At 70.0% G+C, this 13937-nt stretch carries 14 protein-coding genes and 2 tRNA genes; 13 read left to right on the top strand and 3 right to left on the bottom strand.

Annotated features, from left to right (window positions below; genetic code table 11):
• The first annotated feature begins 1 nt into the window (after position 1).
• Complete coding sequence (locus tag QQZ13_RS01375) at positions 2-652, top strand: FMN-binding negative transcriptional regulator (protein WP_284527335.1); 651 nt, start codon at positions 2-4, stop codon at positions 650-652.
• Positions 649-2145: an amidohydrolase gene (locus QQZ13_RS01370; RefSeq protein ID WP_284527334.1), complete on the top strand. Its 1497-nt coding sequence runs from the start codon at positions 649-651 to the stop codon at positions 2143-2145. Before QQZ13_RS01375 ends, QQZ13_RS01370 begins: the two co-directional genes overlap by 4 nt.
• Positions 2146-2213: 68 nt before the next feature.
• Here QQZ13_RS01370 and QQZ13_RS01365 read toward each other — a convergent pair whose 3' ends face one another.
• Positions 2214-2696 (bottom strand): Dps family protein, encoded by a 483-nt coding sequence (locus QQZ13_RS01365; protein WP_284527333.1) that lies wholly within the window; start codon positions 2694-2696, stop codon positions 2214-2216.
• Positions 2697-2844: 148 nt separating this feature from the next.
• Here QQZ13_RS01365 and QQZ13_RS01360 point away from each other — a divergent pair, with 148 nt between their 5' ends.
• Complete coding sequence (locus tag QQZ13_RS01360; protein WP_284527332.1) at positions 2845-3381, top strand: gamma carbonic anhydrase family protein; 537 nt, start codon at positions 2845-2847, stop codon at positions 3379-3381.
• 14 nt (positions 3382-3395) lie between these two features.
• Here QQZ13_RS01360 and QQZ13_RS01355 read toward each other — a convergent pair.
• A tRNA-Gly gene (locus QQZ13_RS01355) sits at positions 3396-3469 on the bottom strand.
• 93 nt (positions 3470-3562) lie between these two features.
• Here QQZ13_RS01355 and QQZ13_RS01350 point away from each other — a divergent pair.
• The 7 genes from QQZ13_RS01350 (at position 3563) to QQZ13_RS01320 (ending at position 9603) form a co-directional block, all read left to right on the top strand.
• Positions 3563-3639, top strand: a tRNA-Pro gene (locus tag QQZ13_RS01350).
• A gap of 69 nt (positions 3640-3708) precedes the next feature.
• Positions 3709-5184 (top strand): trigger factor, encoded by a 1476-nt coding sequence (gene tig, locus QQZ13_RS01345; RefSeq protein WP_284527331.1) that lies wholly within the window; start codon positions 3709-3711, stop codon positions 5182-5184.
• Between the two features lie 166 nt (positions 5185-5350).
• A complete protein-coding gene (locus QQZ13_RS01340; protein ID WP_284527330.1) occupies positions 5351-5935 on the top strand; it encodes an ATP-dependent Clp protease proteolytic subunit in 585 nt (194 codons plus the stop codon).
• A gap of 18 nt (positions 5936-5953) precedes the next feature.
• Complete coding sequence (locus QQZ13_RS01335) at positions 5954-6631, top strand: ATP-dependent Clp protease proteolytic subunit (protein ID WP_284527329.1); 678 nt, start codon at positions 5954-5956, stop codon at positions 6629-6631.
• 240 nt (positions 6632-6871) lie between these two features.
• The gene (clpX, locus tag QQZ13_RS01330) at positions 6872-8140 is read left to right on the top strand and encodes an ATP-dependent Clp protease ATP-binding subunit ClpX (RefSeq protein ID WP_284527328.1); all 1269 of its coding nucleotides are present in this window, start codon (positions 6872-6874) and stop codon (positions 8138-8140) included.
• A gap of 4 nt (positions 8141-8144) precedes the next feature.
• Positions 8145-8993, top strand: coding sequence for a hypothetical protein (locus QQZ13_RS01325; protein WP_284527327.1), 849 nt, complete (start codon positions 8145-8147; stop codon positions 8991-8993).
• 58 nt (positions 8994-9051) lie between these two features.
• Positions 9052-9603, top strand: a complete 552-nt coding sequence (locus tag QQZ13_RS01320) for a dihydrofolate reductase family protein (protein WP_284527326.1) — start codon at positions 9052-9054, stop codon at positions 9601-9603.
• Here QQZ13_RS01320 and QQZ13_RS01315 read toward each other — a convergent pair.
• Positions 9600-11654: a M3 family metallopeptidase gene (locus QQZ13_RS01315; protein ID WP_284527325.1), complete on the bottom strand. Its 2055-nt coding sequence runs from the start codon at positions 11652-11654 to the stop codon at positions 9600-9602. The two genes, QQZ13_RS01320 and QQZ13_RS01315, sit on opposite strands and share 4 nt — an antisense overlap.
• A gap of 91 nt (positions 11655-11745) precedes the next feature.
• Between QQZ13_RS01315 and QQZ13_RS01310 the strand changes: the two genes are divergently transcribed.
• The 3 genes from QQZ13_RS01310 to QQZ13_RS01300 are packed head-to-tail and all read left to right on the top strand — an operon-like array spanning position 11746 to position 13926.
• On the top strand, positions 11746-12360 hold the full coding sequence (locus QQZ13_RS01310) for a helix-turn-helix domain-containing protein (protein ID WP_284527324.1): 615 nt from the start codon (positions 11746-11748) through the stop codon (positions 12358-12360).
• Position 12361: 1 nt separating this feature from the next.
• A complete protein-coding gene (locus QQZ13_RS01305; protein ID WP_284527323.1) occupies positions 12362-12592 on the top strand; it encodes a hypothetical protein in 231 nt (76 codons plus the stop codon).
• Positions 12589-13926: an MFS transporter gene (locus QQZ13_RS01300; protein ID WP_284527322.1), complete on the top strand. Its 1338-nt coding sequence runs from the start codon at positions 12589-12591 to the stop codon at positions 13924-13926. Before QQZ13_RS01305 ends, QQZ13_RS01300 begins: the two co-directional genes overlap by 4 nt.
• The last annotated feature ends 11 nt before the right edge of the window (positions 13927-13937 follow it).

The raw sequence follows: 13937 nt of genomic DNA, 5'->3' as shown, positions 1-13937 counted from the left end.
CATGAGACAGAACCCCAGCTTCGCGATGACCGACGTGGCCGAGCTCCGCCGTGTGATCGCCGATCATCCCTGGGTGACGCTGGTGAGCGACACGGCCGATGGGCTCGTCGCCTCGCACTACGCCGTGCTCCTCGACGAGGACCGCGACGACCTCACGATCGTGGGGCACGTCGGCAAGCCCGACGATCTGATCCACGGCCTGGGGGAGCGTGAGCTCCTGGTGGTCGTGCAGGGGCCCCACGGCTACATCTCCCCGGGCTGGTACCCGCCCGGTCCCGAGGTTCCGACGTGGAACTTCGTCTCGGTGCACCTGGCCGGGGTGCCGGAGATCCTGACGCCGGAGGAGAACCTCGTCGTGCTGGATCGACTCGTCGCCCACTTCGAGAGGTCGATGCCGGGTCCGCGGCTGCTGTGGGAGCCGCCCAACGACCCGGAGTACGTCCGACGCCTCGAGCGCGGGACCGTGGGCTTCCGCCTGACCCCGACCAGGGTGGTGGCCAAGCGCAAGCTCAGCCAGAACCGCCCCGACGAGGTCGTGGACACGATCGTGCAAGAGCTGGAGGCGGGCGCGAGCCCCTATGCCGACCCGCGGCTGGCCGGCGAGATGCGCCGCGCGCACGACGCGCTGCGCGAGGCGCGGAGCGCGCGATGAGCCTCGCGCGGGGCGACGAGCCCGCAGTCATCGCCGGGGTGCGCCTGACCGGCGCCGATCGTCTGGACCCCTTCGGCGACGACCCCGTCGACGTGCACCTGCGCGACGGCGGGATCGTGGACATCGCGCCGGCAGGCGCTCTCCCGCGCGCGGGCCGCGTGCTGGACGCCTCTGGAATGTGGCTCATCCCGGGCCTGTGGGACCACCACGTCCACACGGTCCAGTGGGCGCTCGTGGCGCAGCGCCAGGACCTCGGTGCGGCGCGCACCGCCGCCGAGGCTGCGGCTCTCATGGCGTCGGCAGACGTACTGGGCGACGGACGGAAGGTGGGCACCGGCTTCCGCGATGCGCTCTGGCCGGACGCGATGACGCTGGAGGTCCTCGACGCCGTCACCGGCGAGGTGCCGACGTATCTCATCAACGCCGATGTCCACAGCGTCTGGCTGAACTCGGCGGCGCTCCGTCGAGAGGGCTTCTCCGCGCCGGACGGGGTGCTGCGCGAGGAGCCGGCCTTCGAGATCTCGCGGCGGCTGAACGCGGCAGACCCCGCCGTCGGCGACGCGCTCGTCGCGCGGGCGCTCGGCGAGGCCGCGTCCCGCGGCATCGTCGGCGTGGTCGATCTCGACATGGCCTGGAACGCCGAGGCGTGGGCGCGACGCCTCTCCGCGGGTTTCGACGCGACACGCGTCTCGTTCGGCGTCTATCCGGCACTGCTGGAACGCGCGATCGGCGAGGGGCTGGAGACCGGCGACGCGCTCGATCCCGCAGGGCTCGTGCGCATGGGGCCGTTCAAGGTCATCACGGACGGCTCGCTGGGCACGCGCACCGCGGCGTGCTCGCACGCCTACCCGGGCGATCCCCACAACCACGGTGTCCTCACGGTGCCGCCGCACGAGCTCCAGGAGCTCATGACCCGCGCCACGGGAGCGGGTTTCGCCTGCGCGGTGCACGCCATCGGCGACCTCGCGAACACCCATGCCCTCGATGCGTTCGCGGCCACGGGCGCCCACGGCACGATCGAGCATGCCCAGCTGGTCGCCCACGCCGACCTCGCACGGTTCGCGCGCCTCGGGGTCGGAGCGAGCGTCCAGCCCGAGCATGCGATCGACGACCGGGACATGACGGACTCGATCTGGGCCGAGCAGACCGCCCTGCCGTACCCGCTGCGCGCCCTCGCCGACGCCGGGGCGAACCTTCTGTTCGGGTCCGACGCCCCCGTCTCACCGCTGGATCCGTGGGCGGCGATGGCGGCCGCCGTGCACCGCACGCGCGATGGGAGGCCGGCCTGGCGCCCCGAGCAGGGACTCGACGCGGCGACGGCCCTGGCAGCGTCCACCGAGGGCGGGTCCGCGACGGGGAGCGCGCTCCAGCCGGGCATGGTGGCCGACCTCGCCGTCATCGACCGCGACCCGCTCACCGCCGGCGAGCCGGAGATGCGCGGCACCCGCGTCGCGGCCACGCTGCTCGCAGGCCGCCTGACCCACCTGGGCTGACGCACTCGCACGCAGATATGACGAAGGCCCCGGGAGTTCGCATCCCGGGGCCTTCGCGGTCGTTCAGATCACTCCGCGATGTGCGCGAAGAGGAACCAGCGGTCCTTGTCGAGGCCGGCCTTGATCGCGATCGCGACGTCCTGGCTGGTGAGATCGGTCTCGTCGAGCCCGTCGATGGCCGCCTGCACGTCGACGAGCACGCTGTCGATGTCGGTGATGACGGCCTTGATCTCGTCCTGCCACGGGGCGAACCCGGCGGGCACCGACGTCGAGGTCTTCTCGGCGACCGTCGACACGCGGGCGTCGATCGGCAGCCCGAGGGCGACGATCCGCTCGGCGGCCAGGTCGGCCGACGCCTGCGCGTTGGCGACGAGCGTGTCGAGCAGCTCGTGGATGGCGATGAAGTTGCTGCCGCGCACGTTCCAGTGCGCCTGCTTGCCGTTGACGGCGAGGGCCTGGAGCCCGAGCACGACAGGGCTCAGGAGCTGAGCGGTGCTGGTGGCAGCCTCGGTGCCGGCGATGGTCGCGGGAATGGTGTTCGTCTTGGTCATGTCAGTCTTCGCCTCCGTATGCGCAGGTCTCGCCTGCTCTGAACCAAACGCTACTCGGCGTCAGGCATTCCGCAAGCAAGAGAAGGCTCGTCTTACCGCGTGTTTCCGCGGGTGTGGCGGGCGCATGCCGGTGTGTAGGGTCGCAGGCATGACCGTCTCCGCCGATGCTCGCGTCCTCTCCGTGTCCGGGCGTGCGCCGACGCTCGATGCAAGCGCCTTCGTCGCCGCCGGAGCACGCATCGTCGGCGACGTCACCCTCGCCCCGGGCTCGAGCGTCTGGTACAACGCGGTGCTCCGAGGCGACAGCGCCGCGATCGTCCTCGGCGAGGGCAGCAATCTGCAGGACAACGTGACGGTCCACGTCGATGCCGGGCACGGCGTCGTCATCGGCGCCGACGTCTCTGTCGGGCACAACGCCGTCGTCCACGGCTGCACGATCGGCGACGGGACCCTCATCGGCATGGGAAGCGTCATCCTCTCGGGCGCCCGCGTCGGCGCCGGCTGCCTCGTGGCCGGGGGAGCGGTGGTGCTGGAGGGCATGGAGATCCCCGACGGCTCGCTCGTCGCGGGTGTGCCGGCGAAGGTGCGGCGCTCCCTCACGCCCGAGGAGCGCGAGGGCATCCTCCGCAATGCGCAGCTGTACCGGCAGCATGCGGTGAACCACTCGGCGGCCGAGCCCGCCTGAGGACGGGAACGGTGTGGAGGGGATGACGGGAATCGAACCCGCACCATCAGTTTGGAAGACTGAGGCTCTACCATTGAGCTACATCCCCGAGGTCGCCATGACGGCGCCTCGAAAGAGTGTACAGGGCGATGTCGGCTAGACTTGCCACGGCCGTTTTCGGCGCATGTGGATATGCGCGCCCCGGGGCGTAGCTCAGCTTGGTAGAGCGCCCGCTTTGGGAGCGGGAGGCCGCAGGTTCAAATCCTGTCGCCCCGACCACGGCCCCCAGAACCCAGATCACCAACGGACGCGCACGCGTGCGGCCGGACATGAGGAGAACGAACAGGCATGGTCACGAGCACCGTAGAGAAGCTCAGCCCGACGCGGGTGAAGCTGCACATCACGGTCACCCCCGACGAGCTGAAGCCCAGCATCGCGCACGCCTACGAGCACATCGCTCAGGACGTGCAGATCCCCGGCTTCCGCAAGGGCAAGGTGCCCGCGCCGATCATCGACCAGCGCGTCGGCCGCGGCGCCGTCATCGAGCACGCGGTCAGCGAGGGCCTCGACGGCTTCTACCGCGAAGCCGTCGCCGCCAACGACGTCCGCACCGTCGGCCGCCCGGCCGCCGAGGTCATCGACTGGCCGAGCGACAAGGACTTCTCCGGCGACCTCAAGGTCGAGGTCGAGGTCGACGTGCGCCCCGAGTTCGACCTGCCCGACCTGGACGGCATCACGCTCGAGGTCGACGCCGTCGAGACCGACGACGCCGCCGTGGAGGCCGAGCTCGACCGCCTGCGCGGCCGCTTCGGCACCCTCGTGACGGTCGACCGCCCCGCCGCCACCGGCGACTTCGTCGAGCTCGACCTCATCGCCACGATCGACGGCAACCAGATCGACCGTGCCGAGGGCGTCTCGTACGAGGTGGGCTCGGGCGAGCTGCTCGAGGGCATCGACGAGGCCGTCGACTCGCTCACCGCGGGCGAGGAGACCACGTTCCGCTCGAAGCTCGTCGGCGGCGACCACGCCGGCGAGGAGGCCGAGGTCGCCGTGACGGTGAAGTCCGTCAAGGAGCGCGAGCTGGCTGAGGCCGACGACGACTTCGCCCAGATCGCCAGCGAGTTCGACACCATCGCCGAGCTGCGCGAGAGCATCGCCGCTCGCCTCTCGGAGCAGTCGGTGTACGTGCAGGGCGCGGCCGCCCGCGACAAGCTCGTCGACGCGCTGATCGAGAAGGTCGACATCCCCGTCCCGGCTCAGCTCGTCGAGGACGAGGTGCACCAGCACCTCGAGGGCGAAGGCCGCCTCGAGGACGACGTGCACCGCGCCGAGGTGACCGAGGCGAGCCAGAAGCAGTTCCGCACCCAGATGATCCTCGACAAGCTCGCCGAGAGCAGCAACGTCCAGGTCTCGCAGGAGGAGCTCACGCAGTACCTCATCCAGTCCGCCGCGCAGTACGGCATGGCTCCGCAGGAGTTCGTCGACGCACTGCAGCAGGGCGGCCAGCTGCCGCTGATGGTCGGCGAGGTGGCCCGCAACAAGGCCCTCGCGATCGCCCTCGGCAAGGTCAAGGTCGTCGACACGAACGGCAAGGCCGTGGACCTGACCGGTTTCGTCGCCACGGACGAGGACGAGACCGAGGCCGCCGAGGCGCCGGCCGAGGACAAGCCCGCCAAGAAGGCTCCGGCCAAGAAGGCTGCCGCGAAGAAGGCTGCCGAGCCCGCCGACGCCGAGAGCGCCGAGGACGAGGCTCCGGCCACGAAGGCGCCGGCGAAGAAGGCCCCCGCCAAGAAGCCGGCGGCGAAGAAGGCCGACGCGGAGTAACTCTGCCGCTCCACGAGGGGGTCGCGTGCCACGGCATGCGGCCCCCTCGTCGTTCCCGCAGGCGTCCGTCGCCGGCCGCACTATGCCGACGGCGAACACGGGCGGGTCGGTCCCGGCGCGTCGGTAGATTCGATGGCGAACGGACAACCCGGAATCAGGAGCATCCATGGCTGAACCACTTGTCGCGACGAGCGTCTTCGACAGGCTGTTGAAAGACCGCATCATCTGGCTCGGGTCGGAGGTGCGCGATGAGAACGCCAACGAGATCTGCGCGAAGATCCTCCTCCTCGCCGCTGAAGACAGCGAGAAGGACATCTACCTCTACATCAACTCGCCCGGCGGCTCGATCACCGCGGGCATGGCGATCTACGACACGATGCAGTTCGTGCCGAACGACATCGTCACCGTCGGCATCGGCATGGCCGCCTCCATGGGGCAGCTGCTGCTGACGGCGGGCACCAAGGGCAAGCGGTACATCACGCCGAACGCCCGCGTGCTGCTCCACCAGCCCCACGGCGGGTTCGGCGGCACGTCGAGCGACATCCAGACGCAGGCCCAGCTGATCCTGGACATGAAGAAGCGACTCGCCGAGATCACCGCCGCGCAGACCGGGAAGTCGGTCGAGCAGGTCAACGCCGACGGCGACCGCGACCGCTGGTTCACGGCCGAGGAGGCCCTGGAGTACGGCTTCGTCGACCACATCCGAGAGTCCGCTGCCGATGTCATCGGCGGCGGCGGCACCGAGAACTGAGACCGGAGGACACCCAGAATGAACACCCCGACCTTCGGCCTCCCGGCGCACTCGACCCAGGGCGTGCAGCTGCCGCAGAGCCGCTACATCCTGCCCCAGTTCGAGGAGCGCACGGCCTACGGCTACAAGCGCCAGGACCCGTACAACAAGCTGTTCGAGGACCGCGTCATCTTCCTCGGCGTCCAGGTGGACGACGCGTCCGCCGATGACGTGATGGCCCAGCTGCTCGTCCTCGAGTCGCAGGACCCCGACCGCGACATCATCATGTACATCAACTCGCCCGGTGGATCGTTCACGGCCATGACGGCGATCTACGACACCATGCAGTATGTGTCGCCCGAGATCCAGACGGTCGTGCTCGGCCAGGCGGCCTCGGCTGCCTCCGTGCTGCTGGCCGCAGGTGCCCCGGGCAAGCGTCTGGCGCTGCCCAACGCGCGCATCCTGATGCACCAGCCCGCCGTCGGCGAGGCCGGTCACGGGCAGGCGTCGGACATCGAGATCCAGGCGGCGGAGATCCTCCGCATGCGCACCTGGCTCGAGGAGACGATGGCCCGGCACACGAACAAGACGCAGGCCGAGGTGAACAAGGACATCGATCGCGACAAGATCCTCTCGGCGGCGGAGGCCCTCGAGTACGGCATCGTCGACCAGGTGCTCACATCGCGCAAGCGGACGCCGGCGGCGATCACCGCCTGACCTCGCGATCGCTCGACGCATCGCTCGACACACCGCTCGACACGAAGGGCCCCGGCTTTCCCGGCCGGGGCCCTTCGCTGCGTCTGCGAGAGATCGTCCGGGCGGTCTCCGGAGGGCGCACAGGCGGCGAATTCTACGCCGGAGATCACGGATCGACACAGGGGGCCCGAAATCCGCCGGGTTGTCTGTGGCAGAGGTTAGGCTCGAAGCGGTTCTGTGAGATCCCTGAGGAGGAGCGCCATGGCCCGCATCGGTGAGAGCGCCGACCTGTTCAAGTGCTCCTTCTGCGGCAAGAGCCAGAAGCAGGTGCAGCAGCTGATCGCCGGTCCCGGCGTGTACATCTGCGACGAGTGCGTCGAGCTGTGCAACGAGATCATCGAAGAGCGCATGGCGGAGTCCGGTGACGGCGTCGTCGCCGACTTCGATCTGCCGAAGCCCCGCGAGATCTTCTCGTTCCTCGCCGAGTACGTCGTGGGCCAGGATCCCGCCAAGCGCGCCCTCGCCGTCGCCGTCTACAACCACTACAAGCGCGTCCGCGCGCACTCGACGCTGCAGCCGGCCGAGCAGCGCGCCGACGAGGTGGAGATCGCCAAGAGCAACATCCTGCTCCTCGGGCCCACAGGATGCGGCAAGACCTATCTCGCCCAGACGCTCGCCAAGCGACTGAACGTGCCGTTCGCCGTTGCCGATGCCACCGCCCTCACCGAGGCGGGGTACGTCGGCGAGGACGTGGAGAACATCCTCCTCAAGCTCCTGCAGGCGGCCGACTTCGACGTCAAGCGGGCCGAGACCGGCATCATCTACATCGACGAGGTCGACAAGATCGCCCGCAAGGCCGAGAACCCCTCGATCACCCGCGACGTGTCGGGCGAGGGCGTGCAACAGGCGCTCCTGAAGATCCTCGAGGGAACGGTCGCCTCCGTGCCGCCGCAGGGCGGGCGCAAGCACCCGCACCAGGAGTTCATCCAGATCGACACGACGAACGTCCTGTTCATCGTCGCAGGCGCCTTCGCCGGGCTCGAGGACATCATCTCCTCGCGCGTCGGAAAGCATGGCGTCGGATTCGGCGCCCCGCTGCACGAGAAGGGCAAGGACCTCGATCTGTTCAGCGAGGTGCAGCCCGAGGATCTCCACAAGTTCGGCCTGATCCCCGAGTTCATCGGACGCCTCCCGGTCGTCACGAACGTCTCGCCGCTCGACCAGACCGCCTTGATCGAGATCCTCACCGGTCCGAAGAACGCCTTCGTGAAGCAGTATCAGCGGATGTTCCAGCTCGACGGGGTGGAACTGGAGTTCGAGGACGAGGCCCTGCGTGCCATCGCCGACCTCGCAGTCGCCCGCAAGACCGGCGCGCGTGGCCTGCGGGCGATCCTCGAAGACGTGCTGGGACCGATCATGTTCGAGATCCCCTCGGCCGAGGACGTCGACAAGGTCATCGTCACCCGCGCCGCCGTCACCGAGGGCGCCCCTCCGACGCTGGTCCTGCGACAGAAGCGCAAGAGCGCCTGATCGGGTGAGCGAGCCGGGCCCGCCCGCGCGCGCCGATATGCGGCGTGCGGTCGGAAGCCTGGTCGTCGCCGCGGTGACACTTGTCGGCGTGGTGCTGGTCGTCATCCTGGTCGGCGTGCTCGCCGCGCCCGTCGCTCTGTTCTCCGTGTTCGGGGCGGTTCTGGGACCGGGCGACGGGAACCGCATCGCGCTCGACATCGTCGAGCGGTCGGTGGCGGCACGAGTCGACCGGCTCGGCTACTGGCATGAGCAGACGGATGCCGAGTCCGTCGCCGCAGAGAGACTCTCCGGCACGTTCGGCGCGGCCGAGTTCACGCCGATCGCCTGGTCGGGGCGCGTGGCGCTCGGACAGGCCGCGACCGTCGACGTGCTCGTGCGCTCGCGCGTGGACGCTCGCGCGCCGGCCACCTTCGGCGAACGCGGCACGACGGCCGGGTCGGCAGCCGCCTGCTACCGGTTCACGTTCCCGAGCACGGACTTCGTCGGAGCGGATCCCATCGACTGTCCTCCCGGCCTCGCCGCGGCGACGCTGCCCACCCCCACGCCCACGGTGCCGCCTCGCCTCCCCGACGACGCCCGGGAGGTCATCGCCGACATCCTCGCCGACCCATCGGCGGAGACGGCCGAGCAGTCCCTGCGCTCCGCCTTCCCCGCGTCCGTCTTCACCGTGGAGGTGGTGACCACAGGAGCCGGGGAGCGGGTCGTGGCCGTCGGCGCACCGGCGAGCAACGACTGCATCCTCATCGTCGAGCGCGACGACGGCACCCTCGACGAGCCGGGGTTCGATCCGGTCTGGATCCTTCCGGGCGAGACGGGGTGCGCGACGAGCCTGTACACCGACCCGCCGCTGTGACCGCCTCGCGCAGCGGACGCACGGGTCCATGTCGGCGCCCGGCCCTAGGTTCTTTCGCATGTCCCGCATCATCTTCGACACCGCCACCTCGCTGAACGGCTGGATCGCCGACGAGGACGACTCGCTGGCGTGGCTCTTCGCGGTCGAGGGCGGCACGAGCCCCGACCCCGAGGTGCTGCCGACCAACGCCGGCGTGCTGGTCGAGGGCTCGACGACCTATGAGTGGGTCCTCGCGGAGTCCGACATCCTGGCGCACCCCGAGAAGTGGCGGGAGTTCCACGGCGACCGGCCGACGTTCGTCTTCACCACGCGGGATCTCCCCGTTCCCGAGGGGGCCGACGTCCGCTTCGTCTCGGGTCCCGTCGCCGCCGTCCTGCCCGAGATCCGCGCCGCCGCGGGCGGGACGGACATCTGGGTCGTCGGCGGCGGCGATCTCGCGGGCCAGTTCCTCGATGCCGGCGCGCTCGACGAGATCGCCGTGTCGGTCGCTCCGGTGCTGCTCACCGGGGGAGCGCCGCTGCTTCCCCGGCGCGCCGAAGCCGACCGCATGCGCCTGGTGTCGGCCAGGGCGGTCGGTCAGTTCGCACGGTTGGTCTACGCGGTCGGCTAGCCCGTGAGCCCGCGTCGGGCCAGCAGGGGCTCGATCGCGGCGTCCGCACCCCGGAAGTCGCGGTACGCCTCCAGCGGGTCCTTCGAACCGCCGACGCCGAGCAGCAGATTTCGGAAGCGATCGCCGTTGGCGCGCGTCAGGCCGCCGTTCTCGCGGAACCACTCGACGGTGTCCGCATCGAGGACCTCGCTCCAGATGTACGAGTAGTACCCGGCGCTGTAGCCGCCGGAGAAGACGTGGGCGAAGTAGGTGGACGAGTACCGGGTGGGGACGACGGGGTTGTCGAGCCCGACGTCGGCCAGCGCCGCCGCCTCGAAGGCGGCGACGTCGATGTCGCCGGCGGCCGCCTCGGCATCGAGCGAGTGCCAGGCCTGGTCGAGCCAGGCGGCGGCGAGATACTCGCTGGTCGCGAATCCCTGGTTGAACGTCTCCGAGGCGAGGAGCTTGGCGACGACCTCGCTCGGGAGGGGCTCGCCGGTCTCGACGTGACGCGCGTACGACGCCAGGATCTCCGGCCAGTAGATCCACATCTCGTTGACCTGGCTCGGGAACTCGACGAAGTCGCGGAACACGTTCGTGCCCGCGAAGTGCGGGTAAGTGACGGTGGCGAAGAGCCCGTGCAGGGCGTGGCCGAACTCGTGGAAGAGCGTCGTCACCTCGTCGAGGGTGAGGAGCGTCGGCTGCCCCGGCGCGGGCTTGGGGACGTTGAGGTTGTTCACGACGATGGGCTGCGTGCCGCGGAGCCGCGACTGCGACACGATCGAGTTCATCCACGCTCCACCGCGCTTGGTGTCGCGGGTGTAGAGGTCCAGGACGAAAAGTCCCAGCGCGCTGCCGTCCTCATTGTGGATCTCGAAGACGCGCGCATCGGGGTGGTAGGCGGGCAGGTCGGGTCGTTCGGTGAATGCGATCCCGTAGAGCTCGCTCGCCGCGCGGAACACGCCGTCCTGGAGAACGCGCTCGGCTTCGAACCACGGACGCAGCGCGGTGCGGTCGAGGTCGTACTCGGCCTGCCGCACGCGCTCGGTGTAGAACGCCCAGTCATGCGCCTCCAGCGCGAAGGAGTCGCCGTCCGCGTCCACGATCGCCTGCAGTGCCTGCTGCTCCCGGCGCGCGTTCGCGGCCGCCGGAGCGGCCAGGCGACGGAGGAGGGCGTGGACGGCCTCCGGCGAGCCGGCTGTCTCGTCGCTCGTGACGTAGACGGCGTGCGTGTCGTAGCCCAGCAGCGCGGCGCGCTCCGCCCGGAGGCGGACGATCTCGCGGAGCACGTCGCGGTTGTCGTGGGCGTTACCGCGCGAGCCCCGCGACCGGGAGGCCTCCAGCAGGCGCCGACGGCTGGAGCGGTCGGTGAGGGTGGCGAGGTAGGGGTGGCCGGTGAAGAGGGTGAGCGTCACGACGTAGCGGCCGTCGAGGCCGCGGTCGGCCGCGTTGCGCGCAGCCGCCGACAGCTCGCCCTCGGTGAGCCCGTCGAGCTCGTCCGCGGACTCGAACACGACCGCGAGATCGTTGGTGTCTGCCAGCAGGTTCTTCTCGAATGTGGTCGTGAGCACGGACAGCCGCTGGTTCAGCTCGGTGAGCGCCGCCTTCTGGTCGTCGTCGAGTCCGGCGCCCGCGTGCGTCATCTCGCGGAAGTGGCGCTCGACGAGATACCGCTCCTCCGAGCCGAGGTCGAGGGAATCGAGCTGATCGTGGAGCGTCTTGATCCGCCAGTAGAGCTGACCGTCGAGCTGGATGGCGTCCTGGTGCGCGGACATCAGCGGAGCGAGTTCCTCTTCGATCGCCTGGATGTCGGCCGTGGCGTCGGCGGAGGACACCGTGTAGAAGGTGCGGGCCACCCGTCCGAGCAGATCGCCCGCGCGCTCCAGCGGCACCATCGTGTTCTCGAAGGTCGGCATCGAGCGCACGCGGGTGATCGCGGCGACCTCGTCGCGATGCTCGGCGAAGGCGCGGGCGAAGGCGGGCAGGTAGTGCTCGGGGCGGATCTCGCGGTAGTCGGGCAGGCCGTAGGGGAGCGTCGAATCGGTCAGCAGCGGGTTCACGTCGTCCGTCATGTCCCCAGCGTACGGGGTGGCTCCGGTCATGCAAAGAACTGCTTGCAAAATATTACTTGCAAGATTCTCTCTGCAAAGGTATCTTTGCATCATGACCGACGAAGTGAACGCACCCGACGCGACCCACGAGGCCCGCCAGGATGTGCGGATGCTCGACACCAGTGCTCTGAAGGCACTGGCGCACCCGCTGCGGGTGCGGATCTACGACATCCTGTCCCAGTTCGGACCGCAGACGGCCAGCTCCCTGGCCGAGATGACGGGGGAGTCCTCCGGGGCCACCAGCTACCACCTCCGGGCGCTCGCCAAGCACGACCTCATCCGTGAGGTGGACGACCGGGGCACCGCCCGCGAGCGGTGGTGGGAGCGTCCCCGCGGGGGGATCTCGTTCACCAACCCCGAGGCGATGAAGACGCCGTCGGGGAAGGCCGCCACGCAGGCGGTCATGACCGAGTTCCTCAACCGTCGTCACCAGCAGCTCATGCGCTACCTCTCCGAGACGATCCTCGATCCCGAGGGTCACGAGGACGAGGCGGCGATCTCCACCGCGACGGCTCGAATGACCGTCGAGCAGACAGTCGAACTGATCTCGGGCATCCAGAAGCTCATCGACGCCGCGGTCGACAAGTACCGCGACCAGACCGGCGAGGGCGTCCGACCGATCAGCATCCGCACCGACATCTTCCCGCTTCCTGAAGAAGGCCACTGACATGACCGCCATCTCCGCCGCGCTCGCCTCGCACCCGGGCGCCCACCTCGCCCCGCGCGCCCTGCCGACTCGCGCCGAGCGCCTGCTGCTCTCGCTCACCCATGCCGTGGAGGCCGCGATGATCCGCCGCCTGCAGCGCAGGGCCTGCGCGCCCGTCGCGCCCGGCACGGACGCCGTCGAGGACCGCCGTACGGCTCAGGCCCTCGGCGCCGTCGGAATCCTTCCCCGGTGACCTCGCAGGCGCCCGCGGCCACCGCGAAGCCGGCGCGCGACCGTCTCGGCGCCGACTTCGGAAAGCTCTGGACAGCCGCCGCCTTCAGCAATCTCGCCGACGGGCTCGGACGCACCGCCGTCCCGCTGGCCGCCACCACGCTCACCCGCGATCCGCTGATGATCTCGGTCATCGGCGCGCTCGCCTTCGTGCCGTGGCTGGTGTTCGGACTGCCCGCCGGGATGATCGTCGACCGGTTCGACCGGCGCATCATCATGGCGGTGGCCAACGCCATCCGCGGAGCGGTCGCCGTCTGGCTCGCGACCCTCGCCGTCACCGGGACGCTCTCGCTCTGGTCGCTCTTCGTCGCCACCCTCGTCTTCGGCCTCGGCGAGACCCTGTTCGACAACGCGACCAACGCCGTCATCCCCGGTGTCGTCCGTCGCGACCAGCTCGACCGCGCGAACGGCTGGATGCAGGCGGCGCAGATCACCATCGACAGCTTCATCGCGACCCCGATCGCCGGCGTCCTGTTCGCCATCTCCCTCGCGCTGCCGCTGTGGGCCGGCAGCGCCGCGTACCTCATCCCCATCGTGCTGGCGATCCTGCTGCCGATCTCGGCGGCCCGTCCGCTGCGGGGATCGTCCCCGCGCCCGGAAGCTGCAGGGGCCGACGCCGGAGGCTCGGGCGACGTGGCCGCAGGCGTCGTGGCCGATCCGATCACCGACGTGCCCGCAGCCGCTCCGATCAGCACCCGCGAGGCGCTCCTCTACCTGTGGCGTCATCGCTACCTGCGGACGATGGTCGTGTTCACCTCGGTCATCGGCTCCGCGCTGTCGTTCGCCCAGGCAGTCATCATCCTCTTCTTCCTCGACACCATGGGCGTGACCGTCGCCGCGATCGGCTTCGTCACCGCGGGGATCGGGATCGGCGCGCTGGCAGGGTCGCTCGTCGCACCCCGCCTGGTCGCGCGATTCGGGCGCGGTCGCGTGATGTTCGGTGCGATCCTCTCCGGCGGCGCCACCCTCGTGCTCACGGGGCTCGCGCCGGAGGCGTGGACCGCCGTCGGAGCGTTCGCGCTGTCGGCGGGATCGGTGTCGGTGTGGAACGTGCCGTGGGGGAGCCTGCGCCAGCAGATCGTCCCGGGGGAGATCTTCGGCCGTGTCCTCGGTGTGATCCGCACCCTCACCTGGGGCCTGTTCCCTGTGGCCACCCTCCTGGGCGGCTGGGTCGGGCGCATCGATCTTCGGCTGCCGTTCTGGATCGGCGGCGGGCTGATCGTCGTCGTCGCGTTCGTCGCGATCCCGCTCCTGATCGGTGGGACGCGTCGCGCGGGCGCGGAGACGCCCGGCTGATCACCCCGGAT

The organism is Microbacterium sp. T2.11-28, from assembly GCF_950097975.1.
In the GTDB taxonomy this organism is placed as follows: Bacteria; Actinomycetota; Actinomycetes; order Actinomycetales; family Microbacteriaceae; genus Microbacterium.
Note: the sequence above shows the minus strand (reverse complement) of the source record. Positions and strands in the feature narration are given on the sequence as shown.